The organism is Eleftheria terrae (genome assembly GCF_030419005.1).
GTDB classification, from domain to species: domain Bacteria; phylum Pseudomonadota; class Gammaproteobacteria; order Burkholderiales; family Burkholderiaceae_C; genus Caldimonas; species Caldimonas terrae.
The window spans coordinates 1,356,180-1,379,464 of the sequence record NZ_CP106951.1; the positions used below are offsets into that span (position 1 = coordinate 1,356,180).

Consider the following 23,285-nt stretch of genomic DNA (forward strand, 5'->3'; position numbering starts at 1 on the left):
GGCCCGCGTTGCAAAACGCCGGCCGATGCGGGCCTCGTGCTCGATTCATCCTGGCGGGCGGGCTGTCGCCTCGCTGAGCCCGCGTGCCACGCGCCGGCAGACCGTCCAGGCCGTCAGTGCCGCCACCAGCGGCAGGATGGCTCCGGCCCAGGGCGGCAGCGGGTGGGCGACGGCCATGGCGAGGGCCAGCGCCCCGAAGACGAAGGCCCGGTCGCTCTTGCCCATCGGGCCGTCATAGCGGCGCGAGGCCCCCAGCGTCTGGCCCAGCACGCCCGCCATCTCGCTCAGTGCGGCAAGCAAGGCGATGGTGGCGATCCAGAAGCCGTCGAATGGCGCATAGGCGGCCAGGGGCAGGTAGAGCGCGGCATCCGAGAGCACGTCGGTCAACTCGTTCAGGTAGGCGCCCAGGCGTGACTGCTGGCCGTGCTCGCGGGCCAGCATGCCGTCGACCGCATTGAGCGCCATGCGCAGGAAGAGCCACAACGGCAGCAGCGCCAGCCAGGCCGGCGCGGGCCGCACCACATAAAGCGCCAGGCCCAAGGCCACCGAGGCGGCGCATGCCGCCAGCGTCACCTGGTTGGCCGTCACGCCCCGGCGGGCCAGCCCGGCCACCGCCGGCCGCAGCAGGGCCTGGAAACGCGGCTTGAGTTGATAGATGGACACACGACTCCTGACGCCGACGGGCTTAGGGACCGGGGCACGGCACCAGCGCCGCACCACCTGCCCCTTCTTGCCTCACTCGGCAGCGGCCTTGCGCTTGAAGAGCTTCGCAACGCCGGCGATCAGCCCGGCGCCTGCCAGCAGCGCGACCTTGGCGAACTTGGCGAGGAAGGCACCGATCACCGCGAACAGGCCAAGCTTCTTGGCCGCGCCACCGGCAATGAGGGCGGCCAGGCCGTAGGACGCCACCTTGTCGGTGGAGGCGTCGAAGTCGGCGTAGCGCTTGCCGGCGTTGTACTCGAGCGCGCTCAGCAGGGTGGCGGCATGCACCTTGTCCTGGCCGATGTCCTTCAGCTCGGTGATCAGGTTGAGCGAGACATAGCCTTCGCGGCCGAGCGCATAGGTGTTGTAGTTGATGCTCTGCGTGCCGTCCGCCGGTGCGCCCTTGTCACGCACCGACAGGGCCCACACCAGGCGGTGGTTGCTGCTGTCGTAGGTGGGCTTCTCCACCCAGGGGCCGATCTCCAGCTCCTGGAAGCCGCGGGACTTGCGGTCTTCGTTGCCGGCTTCGGTGCCGTCCTTCAGGCTGGTGTACAGCTCGTCGATGTCCCAGTCGCGGGCATCGTCGTCCTTCACGTAGCCTGCCGGCTCGAACTCGGCCGCCACCATCCACTTCTCTTCACCGGCCGGGAACACCAGACCCACCATGCGGTTGTCGACCGTGTTGCCCATCGCGCGCATCAGGCGGTTGGCCTGGGTCTGGGGCACCCAGACATAGCCTTTCGGCAGGTGCAGCACCGCCTGGTCACGCACCTTGATATCGGCCGGGCCCACCGTCTGCGCAGCTTGTGCGGCCTGGCTGGCGGCGGCCAGCTCGGCATCGAGGCCGGCCTGCACCGAAGCGTTCGGTTCCGCCTCGCCGCTCCAGGCGGGCGCGGCGGGCAGCACGGCAGCCCCCAGGGTCAGCAGCGCGGCGGCGGCCACGCGGCGCATCAGCGGGGACAGGCGGTTCAGCAAGGCGGGGACCGCCAGGGCGGACGTGCAGGCGGTGGAAGACACCATGGGTTCCTCAGGATCAGCAGCTTGTTTGTTGTGTGAGGAACGCCGTGTCGGCCGCTTCCCCTCCGAGCCGAAATGGTAGCGAGACGTTTCTCGCTGCACCACCCTTCGAACGGGGGAAGCGGGATCAGGCCAGCGGCCGGGATGACGATGGGTGCGCCCATCGGGCTCGGTCGAGCGCGCGCCGCCCGCGGCGGTGAGCGGGCCAGATCGAGCGCCAGCGCCAAGGGCAGGTGGCGGGCGAGCCCCGCCCTCGCCCGCCACCGGCTCACCACATCGCAAGCGCTCAGCCTCCCTCGCTTGGCAGGCCCTCGGGCAAGTAGGCGGAGAGGCGGTCGAGCCGCTGCTGCAGCGAGCCCTGTGCCAGCACGAACGGCCAGCCGCGTTCCTGCAGAGCCTGCAGATACCAGTCGTGCTGCCGCGCGCGGAAGCCGGCATCGCGGCGGGTACCGTCCTGCACGAAGTCGAAGTCGGGAGCGCACAGCACCAACAGGGCATAGCGGCGCCCCGCGCGCGCCAACACCTCGGGATGCACCCGGCCGAACATCGCCAGGCTGTAGAAGCAGGTGGTGAGCACCGAGGTGTCGCAGAACAGGTGACGGCGGGCCGTGCGCAGTGCCGCATCCTCACGCGCCTGTTGCTCGCGGGCAATGTGCAACATGTCGCCTTCTTGCAGGCGGCCAGCCCGCTGCTCCCACAGCTCTCGCCCGTATTCGGGGACCCAGGTGGTGCGGTGGCGTGCCGCGAGCGCCGCGGCCAGGGTGGTCTTGCCGCTCGACTCGCCGCCCAGCAGGCAGACCCGCTGTACCAGCGACGCCCGCACCGGCCATGCGAGGTGCCGGTCCCAGTCCGCCGGACTGGCGCGCAGCCGGCTGGCGCTCACCGGCACCGTGCGGCGTTGCGGGTCGAACAACACGCCGTCCACCGGATGCCCCAGGCGATGCGACAGACGCGCTGCGCAGGGCGCCACATAGGCCTCGCTGCCGAACATGGCGTCCGGCAGGCGCTGCAACAGCTCGGCCAGCAGCCAGCCGAGGAAGTCCTGGTGCGTGGCATCGTCCGCATCGTTGGGCGGCAGGCCGCGCGGCGGCAGCCGGCGTTCGGCACAGCGCTGGGCGATGGCGCTGTCATCCAGCACCACGCAGTCGTGCGCTGGAAATCGCTCGGCCAGCCAGCGGCGGCGCGCCTCGACGCCACAACCCAGGAACTCCGGCCGGCTGTAGCTCAGCACCAGCAGCTGTTCGCAGCGGGCAGCGGCGAAAGCCACCAGCGCCTCGTGCCCGGCGTGCAGCGGTGCGAACTTGCCCACCACCAGGCCCAGCCGGTAGCGTCGCTGCGTCATCGGCCCGCTCCTGCCGCCTGCCACTGGGCCCGCCAGCGCCACCAGCCGACCCAGGCATTGAGCCAGTAGCACGCATACAGCGCCGCGGTCAGGTGCAGCTCGCGGGAGGCGAACAGCGGTACCGCCAGGGTGTTCACCGCCAGCCACACCGGCCAGGTCTCGAGCCGCCGCTGCATCAACAGCAGCTGCGCGACCACACTCAGGGCGAGCACGGCCGAATCGAGGTAAGGCGCATAGGCATCGGTGAGCCGGTGCAGCAGCGTGCCGTAGCCCGCCGTGACGGCGATGGCCGCCAGTGCCATCGCCAGCACCTGCCAGGGCGGCACGCGCGACACCGGGGGCTGCCCGGCTTGCTCGCCGCGCCGCCAGCGCCACCAGCCGAGCACGCTGGTGCCGATGAAGAACACCTGCAGGCTCAGGTCGGCATACAGCTTGGCCTGCAGGAACACAGCGGCGAACAGCACGCAACCGATGATGCCGGGCCACCAGGTGTGCAGGCTGTTGCGCGCCGCCAATGCAATGGACAGCGTGGTGGCGAGATTGGCCGCGACTTCGAGCGCCGTCATGCCAGATCGCTCGTGTATTGCCGCACTTTGTCGTCGGCGTGCAGCGGCTCCAGCTGCAGCGGCAGTGGCCCCAGCAGCTGCCCGAGGCGGGCACGCAAGGCGGGCGCCAGGCCGTCCAGCGGCAGCAGGCTGTCGACCGCCAGCCGCAGCATGCCGTCGGCGTGCTGGTGCAGGGCGTATCGGGTCAAGGCCAAGTCCTGCAGGGCATGGGTGACCTCGATGTTGTTGAGCCACTGTCCGTCCGCCGTGCGAAAGCGGACCGGGGCCCGGCCCTGCAGGCCGCGCAGCACCCAGGTGCCGCAGGCGGCCCGCTCGAGGCGGCCATGGTCGCCGGTGCGGTAGCGCAGCAGGGGCAGGTAGGGGTTGAAGCCGCCGGTCACCGTGATTTCGCCCGGCTCGCCCAGCGGCAAGGTGCGGCCCTGGGCATCCAGGATCTCCACATGCAGCCGGGGCTGCAGCAGTGCAAAGCCGTCCAGTGCCGGATCGAAGACAGCGATGGGGCCGACCTCGTTCATCGAATACAGGTCGAGCACCGGGCAGGCGAAGCGCTCAGCCAGCCGGTTGCGCAACGCCGGCGACAGCGCCATCGAGGTCGACAGCAGCGCCCGCGGCCGATGCTGCAGCGGCAGCCGCATCAACTCCACGAGCGAGACCGGGTCGCCCGAAATCAGCTCGGGCGCCAATGCGTCGAGATAGGCCGCGCGGTCCGACGCGCGCGACCATTCGCCGGGATGCAGGTTGATCTTGGCCAGCCCGCAGTCGCCCTGCAGCGGGTTGACCGAGACGTAGGTGAAGCAGCGCCGCTGGTAGCCGGCCAGCACGATGCCCACCTGCCCCGTGCCAGCGCGCAGCTCGAGGCCAAAGCGCGCCAGCGCACGCCGGTGGTAGGCCAGGTACTCGGCAGCCACCCGCGGGTGCGAGGGCACGCGCAGCGGGTGTCCGGTGGTGCCGCTGGTGCTGAAGCACAGCACGCGCCCGAGGGGCAGCCCGGGCGGCACGAAGTCGTCGATGCGGGCGCTCAGGTCGGCACGTGTCACCGGCTCGATGTCCTGCAGCCTTGCCGGGCAGGCACCGCGCCCCTGCCAATGGGGCACCGTGCGCCAGGTCCGCCGGACGAAGCGGGCCACCCAGGCCGCCGGCTCGCCCTGCGGGCCGATGACCACCTGGCCGTGGCGCACCCGCCAGCTGCGCCAGCGCACCTGCCACTGGGCCATGCTGTCGAGCCGATGGCCGCTGTAGTTGCGGAACTGCGGTGCGCTCGGGTGGCTGCGCAGCCAGGCGAGCATTTCGCGGCCGCGGGCCGACAGCCGGGGAAAGCGCCGCGGGTCGAACAGCTCGCGACGCACGTCGGCCGGCAGCAAGGCCATGGCGCTACCCATCAGTCGCGGGTGTATTTGTCGGCCGCTTCCTGGGCCTCGTCGCTGGCGAGGCGGTCGCTGACCGGGCGCGTGCCGTCCGCGGGCCGCGGCGAGACGGACGTCGCCTGCGGTGACGATGGCACGGTCGACGACGACCGCGGTGCTGCCGCGCCGGGCGGACGCGGTGTGATCCAGTGCCTCACGCTGGCCACAGTCACCAGCGGATAGGCGAGCAGCAGCAACAGGCCCTGCAGCACCCGGGGGTCGAACCACCGTCCCAGCAGCAGGGCGAGCGACCCCATGACCGCCACCACCCAGGCGGCGGCCAGCAGCAGCGCCGCCCCCCGGCCAAGCGCCGCCGACGTGGGTGGCAGCAGCCAGGGCAGCACCAGCGCAGCCAGCGGCCACAGCGCCGTTGGCAGGCCCGACGACCGCAGGGCCAGCCGCGCGATGTGCAGGCCGATGGCAGCCAGTGCGAGCAGGAAAGCCGCCGCACCGAGCCGGCGCCAGGCGCGTGGCAGGTCCTCGCGCACGGCGGCGCTGGCGGCAAGCAGGGCCGGCAGCGGCAATGCAAGCCAGACCACCAGGGACCGCGGCTCGGCCACGCCGGACAACACGTCGAGCAGTGGATGCATGGCCGGCCCCCCTTGCCTCAGCCCGTCACCAGGCGACCGACTTGACCCAGGTCAGGTCGCCGATGCGCCGCAGGGGCACCACCACCGTCTCGCGCTTCTCGCGGGCGGTGTTCTCGTGGCTCACCAGCGTCAGCCGCACGGTGATGACCGGGCGCTGGCGCGTCGTCTCGTCGAAGTGGTAGCCGGCGTCGCCGAAGTTGCCCCAGTAGTTCACATAGAAATGGTAGGTGCCCTTCACCGGCGCGGCGAGCGAGAACATCTCGGGGCCGGCACCATCGACACTGTCCACATCCAGCCCGCCACCGCCCTGCAGCACCGGCGAGCCCCAGTAGGCGTGCTGGCCATCGGGCGTGACGACGTGCAGGTCGACCTCGGCCTGCTTGTCGTCCCAGCTGGCGATCAGCCGCATCGCAGCCCGGGGGCCGTTGCCCCGCGTCTCATAGAACTGCACCCGGCGCGTGGGCCGCCCGTCCGGGCTGCGCACCTCGATGGAGTTGGAACCGGCGCCGAAGGCATAGGGACGCACGAACTCGCCGTCCTTGCCGGTGTAGAGCGGCATGGGGTTGCCGTTGACCACCAGGGTGTGCGGCCGCCGCTCGCCCTGCATGGCCTGCAGCCGGCCGCGGATCAGCGTGCGGCCCTTCTGGGCACCGCGGTCGATCAGGTTGTAGGGATAGGCCACCTGGGGGCGGTCCTCGTCGTCCAGCAGGCCGGCGTCGCGCCAGCCGCCGCGCGGGCCGTCCAGCTGCACCTCGCCCGCCTGGCTGGCCGCCCCACCGCCCAGGGCCAGCAGGAAGGCCAGCACGGCCTGCCACCGCGGCCGTTCAGAGCACACTGAAGCTCGCCACATGGAGAAGGTCCCCGGTGCCGCGCAGCGGCACCCGGTACACGCGCTGGGTCTCGCTGGGCGTGCCCTCGCCGGTGATGACCGCCACCTGGGCGGTGCTGGTGACCCGGCCGTCGCCACCGCTGCCGTAGTAGTTGACGTAGACGTGCCAGATGCCGCGCTGAGGCCGGGGCGAGGCGAAGATCTCAGGCCCGTAGCCGGTCGTCACGTCCACGTCCAGCGCGGCACCGCCGGCAATCACGCGCTGGCCATACCAGGCGTGCTGGCCGTCCGGCGTGATCACATGCAGGTCCAGGTCGGTGCCCGGCGTGTCCCAGCTCAGCAGCACCCGCAGCCGGGGCCGCGCGCCGGAACCGCCGTCGATGAACTGCAGGCGGCGGCGCCCTTCGGCAGAGCGCACCTCGACACTGTTGGAGCCGGCACTGAAGGCATAGGGACGGCCGAAGCGGCCGGATTCGTCGGTCTCCAGCGGCATCGACACGCCATTGACGACCAGGGTCGCCGGGCCGTCCGCCTTGCGCTGTCCGGCGATGCGGCCCCGGATCTGGGCCGCCGACGACACGTCGGCCCGCAGTTGCACCTGCGAGGCCGGGTAGTGCACCTCCTGCACGAATTCGTTCTCGCGGTCACCGCTGGTGGCCCGCCAGCCGCCACGCGGCAGCTCAACGGCCACCTGGGCCTGGGCGGCGAGTGCCGCGCCCATCGCGGCCAGCAGCACCGCCTTGCAAAGTAGCTTCATTCAATCAACTCCCAACAGCCGGCGTGCCTGCTGCTCGATGAAGTGTTCGTCGGCGCCCCGGGGGTGTCCCGAGAAAGCCAGGTGGAGAAATTCATGCACCAGCGTCAGCCGGTCTTCCAGCGAATGCAGGCCTGCCGCATAGATGCGCGCCGCCGAGCGCAGCGCATGGGCCCGGCCCTGCTGCAACCGGCAGACCTGCACTGGCGGTGGCGCGGTGTAGCCCGCCTCGCCGGCCAGCAGCCGCTGCCAGCGCCCCCGCCGCGCGGCCAGCCACTGCTCGGCCTGCGGCAGCGGCTCGCAGCCCTGGCTGCCCCGGCCACCGGCGGTGGCCAGCGTCGCGCGCGGATAGGCACTGGCGAGGATCTGCTCGAAGCCCTGCCCGGCCTCCGCCGCTCGCACGGCGTCGGTCCAGGCCATCACGTCGCGGCCCGCCCGCGTGCTGTGGTAGCGGCCTTCCGCGCCCTGCAGCACCAGGTCGGCCGTGTGGCGTACCGCCGCCTGCGCCGCGGCAGTGGGCGGTCGCGGTGCGACGCGCTGCCGCGCGCTGCTGTCGGCAATGGCCAGGCAACCACCGGCCCCCGGCTGCCCGTTGGCCAGCACGTAGCTGCGGGCCGCCACCGCCAGGGCCTGGGCGGCAGCAGCGGGCTGGCCGGCGCCTTCGCGGTCGACCACCCGGGCCACGTAGTCGTCCAGCGTGAAGCGGCCCAGCAGATGCGGCTGCCCCGTGGCGTCCCGGCGCCATGTCAGGTCACGCCGGCTTTCGATGTCGAGCTGCACGCCATTCGCGAAGCGCACCCGCCATCGACCATCGGGCAGCACGCCTTCGGCCGCTGGCGCCGGCTCGATGGCCTGCAGCGGGTAGCGGCTGAAGAAGCTCACCTCGACGCAGGACGCGCCGCCGTCGGCTGCCGGCCAGGGCTGGCCCGCCTCGCGCTGTGCGTCGAGGTGGCGCAGCACGAGGGGCGCCCACCTCGGCACCACTTGCGCGCTGCTGCCGCGGGCGGCCATCCACAGGGGCGTGCCCTCGCGCGTCCAGCCCGAGGCACCGGACCAGCGCTCGCCCGCCGCGCCCGGCTCGCGGCGCTCCAGCGTGAAGGTCTTCAGGCGCAGCCGCCCGCCCACCTCGCCGAGCGCCTTGCGGCCCGGGCCTTGCAACCAGTAGCCGGCCAGGTCGTCCTGGGCCTGCTGGCGCGTGGCAGCCGGCCAGCGTCCGAGCCAGGCCAGCCAGTCGGCCAGCGGCACCCGGGTGCGCTCGCCAAGCCCGCCGGCTTGCTGCAGCACGGACAAGGACGGCGGCAGGGCCTGCAGCGTCTCGCCCAGCAGCAGCCGGTCCCAGCCCAGGCGCGAGGGCTGGAAATAGAGGCCGCAGGAACGCCACAGGGCGGCGCCACGCGAAATGCGCTGGCCCGGCTCGCAGCAATAGACCTCCTCGCGCTGCCGGCCGGTGCAGGTGTAGTCGCCCTCGCGCACCGGGTTGTCGGCCAGCCGCGCATAGGCAGCCAGCTTCCACAGGCTGCCCAGCGGCACCTCGTCGCCATGCGCGAAGGGAGCGGACGGCAATGGGCGGGAGCTGCCGTCGGGCGCCAGGGCCACCGCATGGAAGCCGCCGGCGGCATCCAGCCAGGCCAGTTGCAGCTCACCGCGCGCCGGTTCTCCCGCCTGGGCAAAGGCGCAGCAGCCGGCCGCCGCCAGGGCGGCCAGCCGCAGCCCCGGCCTGCGGCCGGACGCCTGAGAGGAATGCGCCATGCCTGCCACCTTGCCCGGGATGCGCCGCCTCAGCGCACCTCCCAGCGCAGCACGCCGCCCTCGACCGCCTCGAAGGCCTGCGACTGCGGCTGGTACATGCGCCACAGCCGTGCCGGCGGCAGCGCGAAGCGGCCCTTCTGGCCAAAGCGCACCAGATGCTGGAAGACGACCGACTTGCCCGCCTCCAGCGCATCGACCGGCACGGTGTAGCCGGTGGCGGAGGCCTCGCCCACCGCCCGCTCGATGGGTTCGCTATTGGCGCCATCCACCAGCGAGACGCCCCAGGTGCTCGGCTCCATCTGTGCGCCCGGCGGCAGTGCCAGCTCGACCAGCGCAAAGGACAGCGGCCGGCGCGAGTTGACGGTGACCATGTCGAGGTACAGCTCGCTGGTGGACAGCGCGTCGCCCGGCTCCACCGCCTCCGCCTCGAAGCCCTTGCCCTTGGGCTTGAGCCGGAACAGCGTGCGCGTCACCTCGGCGGCCAGCGTGTTCTTGCTCGCATCGATGCGGCCGCGCAGGCGCACCGAGAGGGTCAGCGGCTGCGCGGTCGGCGCGCTCCACTCCACCGCGGCGGGCGGCTGGGCGGCGGTGCTCACGTATTCGGTGTTGCCGCTGGCCGTCATGCGGGCCTTCCAGCCCGACTTCGGCGCCTCGGTCGCAGCGGCCTCGGGCTTCAGGCTCAGGCCCTGGCTGCGCGACAGCACCGCCAGCGCGAGCGCGCGATCCACCGTGGGTTCGGCCTCGCTGGCGCGCTGCAACGCGGCCGACAAGGCCTCCCCGCTCACCGGCCGGCGGCCGGCCCAGACCAGCACCGCCTGCGACAGCAGCGAGTCGGACGCCTCCATCCGGGCATAGGCCGCCTCCAGCGCGGCGCGCACCGCGGGCGGCAGCTCCTTGCGGTCGGCACGGGCCAGCTGGGCAGCGATGGCAAGTGCCAGGTCGTTGGCGGCTTCGCCCTCGCCGTCCCGGCTCAGCCAGTGCTCGCCCGCCGTACCACGCGCGACGGCCCGTGGCGCCGGCGCTGCCACCGGCGCGCTGGCCGGTGCCGCGACGCCACTGGCGGCGCTTGCCGCCGCCGGTGCGGCCACCGCCGGCACCTTGCCGGCAAGCTCGGCGAGCAAGCCTTCGGTCATGGTGGCGGTGGGCAGCTGCAGCTCATGCATCAGCCACAACGCCCAGGCCCGCTGCACCAGCGGCTCCTTCACGCCTTCGCGGCTGTACAGGTCGAGCAGGCCGTCGGCATGGCCGTCCGGCAGGCTGGTGCCGAGCGCCTCGGCGGCACGTTGGTCGGCATAGTAGGCGTAGGCGCTCAGGAAGACGCTGTCGGAGGTGCCCGATCCCCACCAGCCAAAGACCGCATTCGGGCCTGCCATGGCCGCCAGCCGCAAGCGCGCGGCATAGAGGCGCTGGCGCAGCGGCGACTGCGCCGGCACATCGGCACCCAGGCCCTGCAGCGCCAGTGCCAGGGGCACCATGCGGCTGGCCGTCTGCTCGACGCAGCCATAGGGGTAGTCGATGAGGGCATCCGCCACGCGCGACCAGGAGGCCGCACCACTCGGCAGCACGCGCAGCCGCACATCGCCGGCCCCGGCCGGCAGCGCCAGCGGCACCCGGGTGCTGCCCGCCGGCACCGACAGGAGCTGCTCCTGCTCGCCCTGCCAGGCCACCGGCAGCACCGACAAGCGGGTCAGCAGCGCATCGACCCGCTGGCCGTTGCTCTGGATCTCCACCTTCACGTCGGCCGCTTCCTTCAGCGCCGGCAGTTCGGTGGCCAGGAAGTTGGCCCCCGGCTTGGCTTCCAGCTCACGCACCAGGGGCGGCTGGCCGGGCAGCTCGAAGCTCACCTTCAGCCGGCTCGCGCTCGTGCCCTGGTTGAAGATGGCCAGCGTGGCCTGCGGGCGGTCGCCTTCACGCAGCCAGGTCGGCGCGGTCCACTTGGCGAAGACCGGTTGGTCGGACAGGAAAAACGCCCGCCGCTCGCCCACCAGCCCATCGGCCCCTCCGGTGCCGTACGCCTTGGCAGTGACACGCCAGCGGGTCAGGGCGTCGGGCACGGTGAAGCGCACCTGCGCCCGGCCAGCCGCATCGGTGCGCACCACCGGTGCGAAGTAGGCGGTGTCGCGCTCGTCGCGGCGCGGACGCTCCAGCAGCTTGATGCCGCGCTCGTTGCGCTGCTGGCCGATGGAGCTGGCGTCCTGCGGGTCCAGCGCCTCGTCAAAGGAAATGAAGGACAGGCTGGACTGGGTGCGCACGTTGTTGCGGCGCAGGTGGTAGAAGAACTCTTGCACGCTGGGCGCCAGTTCGGGCTGCAGCGCGTAGACCATCTCGTCGACCACCCCGATGCTCAGCACCGCTGACGCCGGCCGGCCGGCCGCATCGGTACTCGTGACGTCGAGCACCACCGTCTCGCCCGGACGATAGCTCGGCTTGTCGGTGCGCAGGCTCAAGCGCAGGGCCGGCTGCTCCACCACCAGCCCGGCGTTCTGGAAGCCGAACTCCTGCCCCTTCACATAAGCCACCGAGAAGGTGATGTTGGGCGCATGCTCGGCACGCACCTCGATGCTCGCTTCCCACTGCCGGTCGTTGAGGCGACGCAGGCGGGCCACGCCGCGCGGCGCGGCCAGGCGGCCGTACTGCTCGACACGGTCACGCTCCAGCGTCAGCAGCGCATCGTCCACCGCCACCGGGAAGGTGATCAGCGCGCGGGCGGTCTCGCCGGCGCGGTAGCGCGCCTTGTCCAGCACGACTTCCACCGCGCCCTGCGGTGGCTTGAGCTCGCCGCCCGACACCCAGAACGGTGCCGCGCCCAGCAGGCTGTCCTGCGCGTCGCGCAGCTCCACCGTGTACGAACCCGGCCGCTTCAGCGCCAGTTGCAGGCTGCGAGCACCGGCCGCCAGGCTGCCCTCGGTGCGGGTCTGGCTTTCCTGGTGCAGGGCGACCCACTTGGCCGGCTGCGTCGGCTGGGCCGCCGCCTCCTCGGGCGCCAGGGTCCAGGCCACGTTTTCCTCCGGCGCCGCATAACGGCGCTGGGGCTGCAGCCGCCAGGCGGCCGCGGCGCGCTCCACCAGCAGCTCCTTGGTCGCCTTCACGCGGGTGGCGGCACCGTCGGTGGCCAGCACGGACAGCACCACGCGGCTGGGTTCCTTGGCCGGCGGCAGCTCGAACTGGGCCACGCCGTCACCGTTGGTGCTCAGCTCGGTGTCGCTGGCCAGCTGCAGCGGGAACAGCCCGCCATACAGCAGGTCGCCTTCGACCATGGTCAGCACCTGCGCCCGTGCGCTCAGCTTCAGCGTCGCGCCGGCCACCGGCTTGCCGTCCGGGTAGGCCAGGCGCACCCGGCCAGTGATCTTCTCGCCGGTCTTGAAGCTGGCTTGCGCCGGCTCCACCAGCACCTCGTAGTGCGGCTTCACATACGGTGCGACACGGAACGCAGCGCTGTAGCTGTCCTCGCCACGCGTCATCACGATCTCATAGCCGCCAGCCACCGCGTTCTCGGGCAGGCGCAAGCGGGTCGCGCCACCGTCTTGCGGGTGGTAGTTCACACGGTCCTTGTGCACCAGCGCGCCGGTGGCGTCCAGCACCTGCACCTCCACCGTGCCGGCCGGCAGGGCGGTAGAACGCACTGCCGAGCTGAACTCGCGGCCGTAGAGGCGGATGTTCACCTCATCGCCCGGTCGGTAGAGCGGCCGGTCGGTGTACGCGTAGAGCTTGGCGTTGTAGATCTCGCTGTCGTAGTAGAAGTTCTCGGTGACGAACACGCCGCCCTGCCCGTCCACCCCGAAGGCATAGCTGGTCTGCGGCACCGGCTTGTCGACCACCAGCACGCCGTGCTCGTCGGTGCGGCCGGAGCCCAGCACGCCGGCCAGGTCGGTCCACACCACTTCCGCCTGGGCGGGCTTGCCGCCTTCACGCAGGGCGGTCCAGATCAGGAACTGGTCGCCCGCCGTCTTGGTCACCGCCACACTGTCGGACACGAAGAGCAAGGCCACCGCACGATGCCGGCCGACCACCGCCTCCACCACATAGAGGCCCGGCTTCTGGCGGCCCAGCGGCACGTAGACATTGCCTTCCGTCGGCGGCGTGAATTCGCTGGACGAGCCGGCCAGCTTCAGCTCGGCCGGCGGTGCGATGGGCTTGGCGAACTGCACCGGATACCGCAGGCGCTGCACCTCGGTCAGGCCCGGCAGCGCCTTGTAGGGGCTGGGATAGGTGTAGCTGGTCTCCTTGTTGATGTCCTTGGAGGTCTTCAGCTGCGGCGCCTGCCCGGTCACCGCCACCCGCACATCGCCCTTGAACAGGTTCTGCCAGATCTGCCGCGCACGGCGCCACCAGCTGTCCCAGAGATAGCTCAGCGTGTTGGCCAGGCCCTCGGGGCGGGCCGCCGCCTTGACATCGATGCGGTGCAGGTTGCGCTGCTGGCGCAGGAAGTCCAGCGGCCGCTCGACGCGGTAGAGCGCGATGTCGGCACCGTCGGCGTGCTCCACCTCCGACAGGCGGCCACTGGCCACCTCCAGCCGCACGCGGGCTTCGTCGGTGCTGGAGAAGCTGCTGTCGGTCAGCAGGAAGAACGGTGCGCCGCGCGGCGGCCGGAAGCCGGCCTCCTCGTCGGAAGCCAGGGCGAGGCCGGCCGTCAGCAGCGCCAGCAAGGCCGCGAGCAGCAGCGCGAAGCCGGCCCCCAGTCGACGCAGCGGGGACGGGCGGAAAGCGGAAAGGGTCAGGGTCGAAGTCGAGGGCATGACTCAGCGCGACAGGAAGCCGAAGCGGAACAGCCCGGCGAAGTTGGGGTTGTGGGCATGCGGGCGCCAGCGGGTATCGGACAGGCGCATCAGCTGCTCCCAGGGCAGCTGGCGCAAGCCGTTGTCGCCGGGCCGGGGTTCGGCGCCGTTGTGATAGGCCACACGGCGGCCGGTCCAGACCATCAGGTGCTGGTCGTCCCCCTGGTCGAAGAACAGCAGGTCACCGGGCAATGCGTCGGTGCGGCTCTTGCCGACATAGCGGGTGTTGTTCTGCACGATGGCGATGGCTGGTGCGTAAGCGGCACGCCGGCCTTCGGGCAAGGCCCAGGCGCCGGCCCAGCCGCGCTGGTCCTCGCCCAGCGCCAGCTCGGGGGGGCGCGGCTTGCCACTGCTCCAGCCCATCGCCTGCACCCAGGCCGCCGTGTGCGGGCGCAAGGCCTCGGCGGCCGCAAAGCGCACCAGGCCCGCGCAGTCGCGGTGCACCCAGCGCGGCGAGGGCCGCAGCACCTGGTCTTCCACCAACGCAACGAACCACTGCCGGAAGGCTTGGCACTGCGCCGCGTCCAGCGGCCGCAACGCAGCCACCGGCTCAGGCGCCGCGGCCCATGCAGCCGGCATCGGGCAGGACGCCAGCAGGCCCGCCTGCAGCAGGCGGCGACGTGACCAGCCCGGCGCAGCAGCGAGCCGGCCGGTGCGGCCACTCGACAAGCGCAGCAGCGTCATGGCGTCCCCGCGGCCTGCTTGCTGCCGGCCTCCTGGTGCACCAGCAGCGGCACCCAGCCGGCTTGCGAGCCACCCTTGGCCGAGGCCGGCAGGCCCACCTGCACCGTGCCCAGGCGGGCCACCGCCTTCAGGCGGGGGGGCAGCAGCTCGCGAGCGACGCGGCTGAAGGTGGGCACCGTCGACGGCTTGAGCACGCGCCAGGTCTCGGCGTCCAACATCCCGCTCAGCTGGCCGCCGTCGATGTAGAGCACCGGCACCGCGCCGTCGACCGGTTTGTCCGAAAGGGCCGGGTAGGTCTTGGCGGCCACGGCCACCGCCTGCTCCACCGCGCGTGCATCGGTCGAGGCGATCAGTGTGGGGCCGAGGCGGGCGATGGAGACGACGTCGGCCCGTTGGCCGTTGTGTTTCACCGCGCCGAACTCGTGCACCACCGTGCGCTTCCAGACCTTGCCACCGGCGGGACGGCTCAGGGTGCTGGCCTGCACGCCCTGCTCGGCCGACGGAGCGGCGGTGGCAGCACCGGTGCTGTCGTCGGCATCGTCCGCGTCGTCGGCTGCCGGCCGGCGGGCGTCGGCGGTGACCCGCTGCAGCAGGCGCGCCAGCGTCTCGTCATGCCGGCCTTCGACACCGTCCCGCAGCTGCAGGGCCAACGTCGGCGCAAACAGTCCACCGGCGCGGCCCCAGCAAACGCCGGCCACCGGCTGCAGGTCCTTGGCCAGCGCGACGCCGGCATCCCCGTCCAGCGTCTGCAGCAGCGGCTCGGCGCGTGACAGGTCGAGCGGCAGTGCGGCGCACAGCGCACTGGCACGCGGCAGCGCGCTCCACAGCCGGGTGGCCCCACCGCGCCAGAGATCCAGCGCAGCACCGCTGGCCTGGGCCGACAGCGACCAGCTGCCTTGGCTCGACAGGTCCAGCCGCAGCGCCTTCACATCAGGAAAGAAATGCTGGTAGCCGAAGGACAGGAATGCGGTCTTCGCTGCGATCTGTTGCTGCAGCCCACGCGGCTCGTCCAGACCGAAGTCGCGGGCAAAAGGCGACACCTCGCCCGCGTCGGTGCCCAGGGCCTTCGCCACAATGTCGGCGGCTGGGCCCGACACCGAGCCGTCCTCCTTCAGCAGCAGGCCGGGATGCGACAAGACCACGGTGCGCTCGCCTCGCGAGGCAAACAACCAAGTGGTGCGCGCATTGATGCGCGCTGCATAGACGGTGCTCTTGCGACCGATCAGCGGCCCGACCTCACCGGCCACGCTCAACTGCGAATCGGGCAGCGCCACCTTGGCCAGTTGCAGCACCGCCTGCGTCGCCAAGTTGTGCTCCAGCATCAGCACGAAGTGCTCGGGCCGGCCCTTGCCGTCCCGCCACAGCGCAATCTCGCCGGGCGCGTCGAGCACGGTGGCGACCAAGCGGTCGCTCCAGGTCAGCTGGTGGTCATAGGCCAGGCGCTTGACGGTGCCCAGCAGCGAGAGCCGCGTCGGGTGGTCTTCGTAGTAGTGGACGAAGTCTTCGGTGAGGATGTCGCGCAGCAGCGGCGCGGCGACCAAGTCCTTGGACAGGGCGGACAAGCGGGCCGAGCGCACCAGCAGATCCGGCTGGCCCAGGTCCACCTCCAGCGCATTGAAGCTGCCGGCGAAGCGGCCCCGCGTCAGCGCCGCCACCGCGATCGCCACCACCAACACGCCCGCCATCCCGATGGCGAACCAACGCGCTTTGCGATTCACAACTGCCCTTCCCTCTCTGCGTCCGTTTGTATCTGAGGCCCGCGCGAGCATACCTGCTCAGCCACGCTCTGCATCCCCCCATGATGGAGGATGGGCAGCGGTTCGAGCGCGAGAAGCAGGCATTTCCGCGCACTATGTCGCAGTGCAGTCGAGAGAAGCATCACAGCAAAAGGAAAAAGATGAGCATGCAAGTACTTCGGCGTGCCTGGGCCCGGCTTTTCAGGGGCACGAGCCGAACGCCTGCAGCGGACGCAGCGTCGGTGGTCCATGAAGAATTGCCGACCTGGGTCCTGGAGGCGATGGCGTTGTTGATTGGCGGGCCAGTGAACCCCGCCGTCTTCGAGCGGTGGTACAAGCGCGCCCTGCGCGACAGCAGCCATCGTTATGTGACGCTGCAGGCGCAGTTCGGCACGGTCACGTATGTGGTGGATCGTGAGCGGCAACGCTGCTTCGCCGACCCCAACGGCAGTGCCCTGCACTTCCAGGGCGCGGTGTTGACCCTCGAAGGGGACGAGAGCCGCTTCCAGCCCTTCCCGGCAGTGACGGATCTCTACACCGTCGACCTTGCCTCGGGCACGCTGGCCTGGCAGGACTGCCCGCACACCGGCGCCATGCAGGATTTCGAGCGCTTCACGAATTCGCATGCGTAGCTCGCCACCCCGCACCTGGGCAACGCGACGCGGAGCCCTCAGCCCTCAGCCCTCCAGAAACGACAAAGCCCTCACGAGGAGGGCTTTGTCGTTCTTCTTATTGGTGGGTGGTACAGGGATTGAACCTGTGACCCCTGCCGTGTGAAGGCAGTGCTCTACCGCTGAGCTAACCACCCGGGATTCCGGTTTCAGTCGTCAACTTCTTGTTTGTTTGTCGTTGCGACCGAAGAACGCAATTATGGCAGAACTTTTCGCCAAATGGTAGCCCCCGACGAAGATTTATCGAGCTGGACCAAAACCGCCTCGTGCTCGACCGTCTCGGCCTCGGTGGCCAGCAGCACCGGCAGCTGGAACTGGCTCAGATCAATGCGTTCCACTTCCAGCTCCTGCGGCCCACCCTCATCGGCCTCGATGACCAGCGACTCCTGGCCGCGCGTCATCTGGATGTAGACCTCGGCCAGCAAGCCGGCATCGAGCAGGGCGCCGTGCAGCGTACGGCTTGAGTTGTCGACCTCCAGCCGCTTGCACAGCGCGTCCAGCGAGTTCGACTTGCCGGGGAACATCTCGCGCGCCATCAGCAGGCTGTCGGTCACACCCGCCACCAGCGTGTGGAACTTCGGGCGCCCCAGGCGCTTGAGCTCGGCGTCGAGGAAGCCGACGTCGAAGCTGGCGTTGTGGATGATGATCTCGGCCCCGGCCAGGTAGTCGAGCAGCTCGTCCGCAATGGCGGCGAACACCGGCTTGTCCGCCAGGAACTCGTCGGTCAACCCGTGGATCTTCACCGCGTCCTCATGGTTCGGGCGCTCCGGGTTGACGTAGAAGTGCTTGTTGTTGCCGGTCAACCGGCGGTTCACCATCTCCACGCAACCGATTTCGATGATGCGGTCGCCGGACTCCGGGCTCAGGCCGGTGGTTTCGGTGTCGAAGAAGATCTGTCGCGTCATGCGGCGATTATCGCGAAGCGGCCGCTGCGGCCGCGCCGGCTCAGTGGTTCTCTCTCGCGTGATTGATCGAATACTTGGGGATTTCGATCGTCACGTCCTGCTGCGCCAGGATCGCCTGGCAAGACAGCCGCGACTGCGGCTCCAGGCCCCAGGCGCGGTCCAGCATGTCCTCCTCGCCTTCCTCGGGCTCGTTGAGCGAGTCGCCGCCCTGGCGCACGATGACGTGGCAGGTGGTGCAGGCGCAACTCATCTCGCAGGCGTGCTCGATCGCGATGTCGTTGTCGAGCAGCGCCTCGCAGATCGAGGTGCCGGCCGGCGCCTGGATCTCGGCGCCTTCCGGGCAGAAGTCGTTGTGGGGCAGAATCTTGATGATGGGCATGGTGTAGGGAATCAGACCTCTTCGACGCTGCGTCCCGCCAGCGCCTGGCGGATGCTGCGGTTCATGCGCTCGGCCGCGAAGCTCTCGGTGCCCTTGGCCAGGTCTTCCAGCGCGGCTTCAATCACGCGGTGGTCTTCCTGTTGCGCCGCGCGCGCCACGGCAGCCGTGAGTGCATCGATGGAGGCGCGCTCCTCGGGCGCCAGCAGGTCGCCGTCGCGCTCGAGCGCCACCTGCGTGGCCAGCAGCAGGCGCTCGGCTTCCACCCGGGCCTCACGCAGCGCACGCAGCTTCATGTCGCTCTCGGCGGTGCTGAAGCTCTCGTGCAGCATGCGGGCGATCTCGTCGTCGCTCAGGCCGTAGCTGGGCTTGACCGCAATGGCCGCCTCGACACCCGAGCCCTCCTCGCGAGCCGACACGTTCAGCAGGCCATCGGCATCGACCTGGAAGCTGACCCGGATGCGCGCCGCACCCGCAGCCATCGGCGGGATGCCGCGCAGTTCGAAGCGGGCCAGCGAGCGGCAGTCGCTCACCAGCTCACGCTCACCTTGCACGACGTGGATGGCCATCGCGGTCTGGCCATCCTTGAAGGTGGTGAAGTCCTGGGCGCGGGCGGTCGGGATGGTGCTGTTGCGCGGGATGATGCGCTCGACCAACCCGCCCATGGTCTCGAGTCCGAGCGACAGCGGGATCACGTCCAGCAGCAGCAACTCGCCGTTCTCGCGGTTTCCGGCCAGGGCGTTGGCCTGCACCGCAGCGCCCAGCGCCACCACCTCGTCCGGGTTCAGGTTGGTCAGCGGCGCCTGGCCGAAGTACTCGCCCACCGCGGCCTGGATGCGCGGCATGCGGGTCGAGCCGCCCACCATCACGACACCCTGCACCTCCTGCTTGTCGACCTTGGCATCGCGCAGCACCTTGCGCACCGACAGCAGGGTGCGGTCCACCAGCGAGGCGGTGAGCCGGTCGAACTGGGCGCGATCGATCGGCAGGTCGATGTCGCCACCCGCCAGGCTGCAGCGCAGCCGCGCCGATGTGGCCTCGGTCAGCGCTTCCTTGGCCGCGCGGGCCGCGACCAGCACCGCCCGCTTGTCGTGCGCAGAGTCGGCAGCCAGCCCGGCCTGCTGCAAGGCCCAGTCGGCCAGCGCACGGTCGAAGTCGTCACCGCCGAGCGCCGAGTCGCCACCGGTCGCCACCACCTCGAAGACACCCTTGGTCAGGCGCAGCAGCGAAATGTCGAAGGTGCCGCCACCCAGGTCATAGACCGCATAGAGGCCTTCGGACCCGTTCTCCAGCCCATAGGCGATGGCCGCCGCGGTCGGCTCGTTGATCAGGCGCAGCACATGCAGGCCGGCCAGCTTGGCGGCATCCTTGGTGGCCTGGCGCTGCGCGTCGTCGAAATAGGCCGGCACGGTGATCACCGCGCCGAACAAGTCGTCGTTGAAGGTGTCCTCGGCCCTGAAGCGCAGCGTCGCGAGGATCTCGGCCGACACCTCCACCGGTGACTTCGGGCCTTCCCGCGTGGCGAGCTGCAGCATGCCCGGCGTGTCGATGAACTCGTAGGGCAGCTTCTCGCGTCCCTCGATGTCCGCCACCGAACGCCCCATGAAGCGCTTGACCGAGACGATGGTGTTCTCGGGGTCGTTGGCCTGCTCCGCCAAGGCTGCATGGCCAATCTGGCGGCGGCCTTCGCCGAGGTAGCGCACGGCCGAGGGCAGGATGGCACGGCCATGGTCGTCCGGCAGGCATTCCGGCAGGCCGTGGCGCACCGCCGCGACGAGGGAGTGGGTGGTGCCTAGGTCGATGCCGACCGCGATGCGGCGCTGATGCGGGTCCGGCGACTGGCCCGGTTCGGAGATCTGTAGCAATGCCATGGTGTAGGACGGGAACGTGGGGCGCGAGCCTCGGGTTTCTTTCTTCTGCCTTCTATTGTCCCAAGGCTTCCAGCTTGCGATCGACTTCCTCGGCGAAACGCTCGACGAACATGAGGGCTCTGACCTGCTGGGCCGCCGCGGCAGGATCATGCCGATCGTCGAGCTCGTCTTGCAGGGTCGCCAGCATCGTGCGGCGCCGCTCCGCCACCTCGGCGGCCAGCGCCTCCAGCGGCTCAAGGCCAGCCGCTTCCTCAAGGGCCTCACGCCATTCCATCTGCTGCTGCAGGAAGGCGTGCGGCATCGCGGTATTGCTTTCGGCCTTGATCGGCGCACCGTGCAGCTCGCACAGGTAGGCGCCGCGCTTGAGCGGGTCTTTCAGGCGCTGGTAGGCCTCGTTGACCCGCACGGCCCACTGCATCGCAGCGCGCTGCGCACCGGCCCCTTGGGCCGCAAAGCGGTCGGGGTGCACCTCGGCCTGCAAGGCCTTCCAGCGCGCATCGAGCACGTCGCGGGCGACCGTGAAGCGCCGCGGTATCCCGAACAGCTCGAAATCGTCCACGTCCAGCTTCATCGCCTGCATCCCGTGCGCCCGAGAGCCGGCGCGTCGCTGAATCGTTGTGTCATCGTCCCATGCAGGCGGGGGCCCTCCCCGCGCCTCCCGCCGACCGGTTTTGGTTCAGATCTGAAGCTTCAGATCCGGAACGATTCGCCACAGCCGCAGCGATCCTTCTCGTTGGGGTTGTTGAAGCGGAAGCCCTCGTTCAGGCCCTCGCGCACGAAGTCGAGCTGCGTGCCCTCGAGGTAAGGCAGGCTCTTTGGATCGACCAGCACCTTCACGCCGTGGCCTTCGAAAATGTAATCTTCCGGCGCCACTTCGTCGGCATATTCGAGCTTGTAGGCCATGCCGGAGCAGCCGGTGGTCTTGACCCCCAGGCGCACTCCAACTCCCCGCCCGCGTTTGGCGAGGTAGCGCGTCACGTGCCGCGCTGCGGCTTCGGTCAGTGTCACAGCCATCGTGTATGTGCCTGCTCGATCAGGCCGTGGCGGCCGCCTTGGCCTTGTAGTCTTCCACCGCGGCCTTGATGGCGTCCTCTGCCAGGATGGAGCAGTGGATCTTGACCGGCGGCAGCGCCAGTTCCTGGGCGATCTGCGTGTTCTTGATGCTGATCGCCTCGTCCAGCGTCTTGCCCTTCACCCATTCGGTGACCAGCGAGCTGGACGCGATGGCCGAACCGCAGCCATAGGTCTTGAAGCGCGCATCCTCGATCACCCCGGTGCTCGGATTGACCTTGATCTGCAGCTTCATCACGTCGCCGCAGGCCGGAGCGCCCACCATACCGGTACCCACCGTCTCGTCGCCCTTTTCGAAGGAACCCACGTTGCGGGGGTTCTCGTAATGGTCGATCACCTTGTCGCTGTAAGCCATGTCACTCTCCTACTACTAGCACTTGTTCGGTCAGTGGGCGGCCCACTGGATCGTGCTGAGATCCACGCCGTCCTTGTACATCTCCCACAGCGGGGACAGCTCGCGCAGCTTGGCCACACGGTCCTTGAGGAGGCTGACCGCATGGTCGATCTCCTCTTCGGTCGTGAAGCGGCCGATCGTCATGCGCAGGGACGAATGCGCGAGTTCGTCGCTGCGGCCCAGCGCACGCAGCACATAGCTCGGCTCCAGGCTGGCCGAAGTGCAGGCCGACCCGGACGACACGGCAATGCCCTTGACGCCCATGATCAGCGACTCGCCCTCGACGAAATTGAAGGAGATGTTCAGGTTGTGCGGAACGCGGCGCTCCAGGTCGCCGTTGACAAACACCTGCTCGATGTCCTTCAGGCCGTCCAGCAGGCGTTGCTGCAGCGCGCGGATGCGCTGATGCTCGGTCGCCATTTCCTCGCGGGCGATGCGGAACGCCTCGCCCATGCCGACGATCTGGTGTGTCGGCAGGGTGCCGGAACGCATGCCGCGCTCATGGCCGCCGCCGTGCATCTGCGCCTCCAGACGCACCCGCGGCTTGCGGCGCACATACAGTGCGCCGATGCCCTTCGGGCCGTAGGTCTTGTGAGACGCCAGGCTCATCAGATCGATCGGCAACGTGGCCAGGTCGATCTCCACCTTGCCGGTGGCTTGCGCAGCGTCAACATGGAAAATGATGCCACGCTCCCGGCACAGATTGCCGATGGCGGTGACGTCCTGGATCACGCCGATCTCGTTGTTGACGAACATCACCGAGGCCAGGATGGTGTCCGGCCGCAGCGCGGCCTTGAACTTCTCGAGGTCCAGCAGGCCGTTTTCCTGTACGTCGAGGTAGGTCACCTCGAAGCCCTGGCGCTCCAGCTCGCGGCAGGTGTCCAGCACCGCCTTGTGCTCGGTCTTGACAGTGACGAGGTGCTTGCCCTTGGTCTTGTAGAACTGCGCTGCACCCTTGAGGGCTAGGTTGTTCGACTCGGTGGCGCCGGACGTCCAGACGATCTCGCGCGGATCAGCGTTGATCAACTGCGCCACCTGGGTCCTCGCCTTCTCGACCGCCTCTTCGGCTTCCCAGCCCCAGGCGTGGCTGCGGGAAGCAGGGTTGCCGAAATGCTCGCGCAGCCACGGAATCATCGCGTCGACCACGCGCGGATCCACCGGCGTCGTCGCGCCGTAATCCAGGTAGATGGGGAAGTGGGGAGTCATGTCCATGGTGCTTGCATCAGGAGCCGCTCGGCTCCGGCTGGCTGGAGAGAAAGCGGGAGTGGGAACAGCGGGTTACTTCGAGAAGGCGTTGCCCAGCGCGAAGACCGAATTCGGTGCATTGACCTTGATCGGCTTGACGACGGGCTGGCTGGAGATGGCACGCTTGACCGGTTGCTCCTCGATCGAGATGCCCCGGGCAATCTGGTCTTCGACCAGCTTGCGCAGCGTGATGGAATCGAGGTACTCGATCATCTTGGCATTCAGGCTGGCCCACAGGTCATGGGTCATGCAGCGGCCCTGGTCGCTCATGCAATTTTCCTTGCCGCCACAGCCGGTCGCATCGATCGGCTCGTCCACGGCCACGATGATGTCGGCCACCGTGATTTCCTCGGCCTTGCGGCCCAGCGAGTAGCCGCCGCCCGGCCCACGGGTGCTTTCCACCAGTTCATGCCGACGCAGCTTGCCGAACAGCTGCTCCAGATAGGACAGCGAAATCTGCTGGCGCTGGCTGATGGCCGCCAGCGCAACCGGCCCTTGATGCTCCCGCAATGCGAGATCGATCATGGCAGTGACGGCAAAACGACCTTTGGTGGTAAGACGCATGGCAAGCTCCTTAATCGTTCAGCTAGCTCTGCTGAAGGTGT

General features: G+C 69.9%; 21 protein-coding genes and 1 tRNA gene. 1 reads left to right on the plus strand and 21 read right to left on the minus strand.

Annotation, left to right across the window (positions count from 1 at the left end; all coding sequences use genetic code 11):
• Positions 1-45 precede the first annotated feature (45 nt).
• From N7L95_RS05930 to N7L95_RS05985, 12 genes are all read right to left on the minus strand, one after another.
• The gene (locus N7L95_RS05930; RefSeq protein ID WP_301258896.1) at positions 46-663 is read right to left on the minus strand and encodes a CDP-alcohol phosphatidyltransferase family protein; all 618 of its coding nucleotides are present in this window, start codon (positions 661-663) and stop codon (positions 46-48) included.
• Positions 664-735: 72 nt separating this feature from the next.
• Entirely contained in the window at positions 736-1,653 is a 918-nt protein-coding gene (locus N7L95_RS05935; RefSeq protein ID WP_435870090.1) for a DUF2167 domain-containing protein, read from the minus strand.
• Positions 1,654-2,005: 352 nt separating this feature from the next.
• Positions 2,006-3,061, minus strand: coding sequence for an AAA family ATPase (locus N7L95_RS05940; protein ID WP_301258898.1), 1,056 nt, complete (start codon positions 3,059-3,061; stop codon positions 2,006-2,008).
• On the minus strand, positions 3,058-3,627 hold the full coding sequence (gene pnuC, locus N7L95_RS05945; RefSeq protein ID WP_301258899.1) for a nicotinamide riboside transporter PnuC: 570 nt from the start codon (positions 3,625-3,627) through the stop codon (positions 3,058-3,060). The genes N7L95_RS05940 and pnuC overlap by 4 nt, the downstream gene beginning before the upstream one ends.
• Positions 3,624-4,994, minus strand: coding sequence for an AMP-binding protein (locus N7L95_RS05950; protein WP_301258900.1), 1,371 nt, complete (start codon positions 4,992-4,994; stop codon positions 3,624-3,626). The genes pnuC and N7L95_RS05950 overlap by 4 nt, the downstream gene beginning before the upstream one ends.
• Before the next feature lie 11 nt (positions 4,995-5,005).
• Entirely contained in the window at positions 5,006-5,620 is a 615-nt protein-coding gene (locus tag N7L95_RS05955) for a hypothetical protein (protein ID WP_301258901.1), read from the minus strand.
• 25 nt (positions 5,621-5,645) lie between these two features.
• Positions 5,646-6,470 (minus strand): YfaP family protein, encoded by an 825-nt coding sequence (locus N7L95_RS05960; RefSeq protein WP_435870063.1) that lies wholly within the window; start codon positions 6,468-6,470, stop codon positions 5,646-5,648.
• On the minus strand, positions 6,445-7,206 hold the full coding sequence (locus N7L95_RS05965) for a YfaP family protein (RefSeq protein ID WP_301258903.1): 762 nt from the start codon (positions 7,204-7,206) through the stop codon (positions 6,445-6,447). The genes N7L95_RS05960 and N7L95_RS05965 overlap by 26 nt, the downstream gene beginning before the upstream one ends.
• The gene (locus N7L95_RS05970) at positions 7,207-8,952 is read right to left on the minus strand and encodes a DUF2300 domain-containing protein (RefSeq protein ID WP_301258904.1); all 1,746 of its coding nucleotides are present in this window, start codon (positions 8,950-8,952) and stop codon (positions 7,207-7,209) included. It lies immediately after the preceding gene.
• A gap of 29 nt (positions 8,953-8,981) precedes the next feature.
• Positions 8,982-13,688, minus strand: coding sequence for an MG2 domain-containing protein (locus N7L95_RS05975; RefSeq protein WP_301258905.1), 4,707 nt, complete (start codon positions 13,686-13,688; stop codon positions 8,982-8,984).
• Positions 13,689-13,691: 3 nt separating this feature from the next.
• Positions 13,692-14,411 carry a DUF1175 family protein gene (locus tag N7L95_RS05980; RefSeq protein WP_301258906.1) on the minus strand — a complete coding sequence of 240 codons (720 nt, stop codon included), beginning with the start codon at positions 14,409-14,411 and terminating at the stop codon, positions 13,692-13,694.
• Positions 14,408-16,129 carry a DUF2138 family protein gene (locus N7L95_RS05985; RefSeq protein ID WP_301258907.1) on the minus strand — a complete coding sequence of 574 codons (1,722 nt, stop codon included), beginning with the start codon at positions 16,127-16,129 and terminating at the stop codon, positions 14,408-14,410. Before N7L95_RS05985 ends, N7L95_RS05980 begins: the two co-directional genes overlap by 4 nt.
• A gap of 260 nt (positions 16,130-16,389) precedes the next feature.
• Here N7L95_RS05985 and N7L95_RS05990 point away from each other — a divergent pair, with 260 nt between their 5' ends.
• Positions 16,390-16,779, plus strand: coding sequence for a hypothetical protein (locus N7L95_RS05990; RefSeq protein WP_301258908.1), 390 nt, complete (start codon positions 16,390-16,392; stop codon positions 16,777-16,779).
• A gap of 101 nt (positions 16,780-16,880) precedes the next feature.
• Here N7L95_RS05990 and N7L95_RS05995 read toward each other — a convergent pair.
• From N7L95_RS05995 to iscR, 9 genes are all read right to left on the minus strand, one after another.
• Positions 16,881-16,955, minus strand: a tRNA-Val gene (locus tag N7L95_RS05995).
• A gap of 60 nt (positions 16,956-17,015) precedes the next feature.
• Positions 17,016-17,723 (minus strand): DNA polymerase III subunit epsilon, encoded by a 708-nt coding sequence (dnaQ, locus tag N7L95_RS06000; protein WP_301258909.1) that lies wholly within the window; start codon positions 17,721-17,723, stop codon positions 17,016-17,018.
• Between the two features lie 40 nt (positions 17,724-17,763).
• Complete coding sequence (gene fdx, locus N7L95_RS06005) at positions 17,764-18,102, minus strand: ISC system 2Fe-2S type ferredoxin (RefSeq protein WP_301258910.1); 339 nt, start codon at positions 18,100-18,102, stop codon at positions 17,764-17,766.
• A gap of 11 nt (positions 18,103-18,113) precedes the next feature.
• Positions 18,114-19,970: a Fe-S protein assembly chaperone HscA gene (gene hscA, locus N7L95_RS06010; RefSeq protein ID WP_301258911.1), complete on the minus strand. Its 1,857-nt coding sequence runs from the start codon at positions 19,968-19,970 to the stop codon at positions 18,114-18,116.
• Positions 19,971-20,022: 52 nt separating this feature from the next.
• Positions 20,023-20,541, minus strand: coding sequence for a Fe-S protein assembly co-chaperone HscB (gene hscB / locus N7L95_RS06015; protein ID WP_301258912.1), 519 nt, complete (start codon positions 20,539-20,541; stop codon positions 20,023-20,025).
• Between the two features lie 119 nt (positions 20,542-20,660).
• The gene (gene iscA, locus N7L95_RS06020; protein ID WP_301258913.1) at positions 20,661-20,984 is read right to left on the minus strand and encodes an iron-sulfur cluster assembly protein IscA; all 324 of its coding nucleotides are present in this window, start codon (positions 20,982-20,984) and stop codon (positions 20,661-20,663) included.
• A 19-nt stretch (positions 20,985-21,003) separates the two neighbouring features.
• Positions 21,004-21,396: a Fe-S cluster assembly scaffold IscU gene (gene iscU / locus N7L95_RS06025; RefSeq protein WP_301258914.1), complete on the minus strand. Its 393-nt coding sequence runs from the start codon at positions 21,394-21,396 to the stop codon at positions 21,004-21,006.
• 30 nt (positions 21,397-21,426) lie between these two features.
• Positions 21,427-22,647, minus strand: a complete 1,221-nt coding sequence (locus tag N7L95_RS06030; RefSeq protein WP_301258915.1) for an IscS subfamily cysteine desulfurase — start codon at positions 22,645-22,647, stop codon at positions 21,427-21,429.
• A 66-nt stretch (positions 22,648-22,713) separates the two neighbouring features.
• Positions 22,714-23,244 (minus strand): Fe-S cluster assembly transcriptional regulator IscR, encoded by a 531-nt coding sequence (iscR, locus tag N7L95_RS06035; protein ID WP_047195414.1) that lies wholly within the window; start codon positions 23,242-23,244, stop codon positions 22,714-22,716.
• Between the last annotated feature and the right edge of the window lie 41 nt (positions 23,245-23,285).

Excerpts from the sequence above, each read along its gene's own strand:
- N7L95_RS05935 (WP_435870090.1), bottom strand. The coding sequence starts at position 1,653 with ATGCGCCGCGTGGCCGCCGCCGCGCTGCTGACCCTGGGGGCTGCCGTG.
- N7L95_RS05940 (WP_301258898.1), bottom strand. The coding sequence starts at position 3,061 with ATGACGCAGCGACGCTACCGGCTGGGCCTGGTGGTGGGCAAGTTCGCA.
- pnuC (WP_301258899.1), bottom strand. The coding sequence starts at position 3,627 with ATGACGGCGCTCGAAGTCGCGGCCAATCTCGCCACCACGCTGTCCATT.
- N7L95_RS05950 (WP_301258900.1), bottom strand. The coding sequence starts at position 4,994 with ATGGCCTTGCTGCCGGCCGACGTGCGTCGCGAGCTGTTCGACCCGCGG.
- N7L95_RS05955 (WP_301258901.1), bottom strand. The coding sequence starts at position 5,620 with ATGCATCCACTGCTCGACGTGTTGTCCGGCGTGGCCGAGCCGCGGTCC.
- N7L95_RS05960 (WP_435870063.1), bottom strand. The coding sequence starts at position 6,470 with ATGTGGCGAGCTTCAGTGTGCTCTGAACGGCCGCGGTGGCAGGCCGTG.
- N7L95_RS05965 (WP_301258903.1), bottom strand. The coding sequence starts at position 7,206 with ATGAAGCTACTTTGCAAGGCGGTGCTGCTGGCCGCGATGGGCGCGGCA.
- N7L95_RS05970 (WP_301258904.1), bottom strand. The coding sequence starts at position 8,952 with ATGGCGCATTCCTCTCAGGCGTCCGGCCGCAGGCCGGGGCTGCGGCTG.
- N7L95_RS05975 (WP_301258905.1), bottom strand. The coding sequence starts at position 13,688 with ATGCCCTCGACTTCGACCCTGACCCTTTCCGCTTTCCGCCCGTCCCCG.
- N7L95_RS05980 (WP_301258906.1), bottom strand. The coding sequence starts at position 14,411 with ATGACGCTGCTGCGCTTGTCGAGTGGCCGCACCGGCCGGCTCGCTGCT.
- dnaQ (WP_301258909.1), bottom strand. The coding sequence starts at position 17,723 with ATGACGCGACAGATCTTCTTCGACACCGAAACCACCGGCCTGAGCCCG.
- fdx (WP_301258910.1), bottom strand. The coding sequence starts at position 18,102 with ATGCCCATCATCAAGATTCTGCCCCACAACGACTTCTGCCCGGAAGGC.
- hscA (WP_301258911.1), bottom strand. The coding sequence starts at position 19,970 with ATGGCATTGCTACAGATCTCCGAACCGGGCCAGTCGCCGGACCCGCAT.
- hscB (WP_301258912.1), bottom strand. The coding sequence starts at position 20,541 with ATGAAGCTGGACGTGGACGATTTCGAGCTGTTCGGGATACCGCGGCGC.
- iscA (WP_301258913.1), bottom strand. The coding sequence starts at position 20,984 with ATGGCTGTGACACTGACCGAAGCCGCAGCGCGGCACGTGACGCGCTAC.
- iscU (WP_301258914.1), bottom strand. The coding sequence starts at position 21,396 with ATGGCTTACAGCGACAAGGTGATCGACCATTACGAGAACCCCCGCAAC.
- N7L95_RS06030 (WP_301258915.1), bottom strand. The coding sequence starts at position 22,647 with ATGGACATGACTCCCCACTTCCCCATCTACCTGGATTACGGCGCGACG.
- iscR (WP_047195414.1), bottom strand. The coding sequence starts at position 23,244 with ATGCGTCTTACCACCAAAGGTCGTTTTGCCGTCACTGCCATGATCGAT.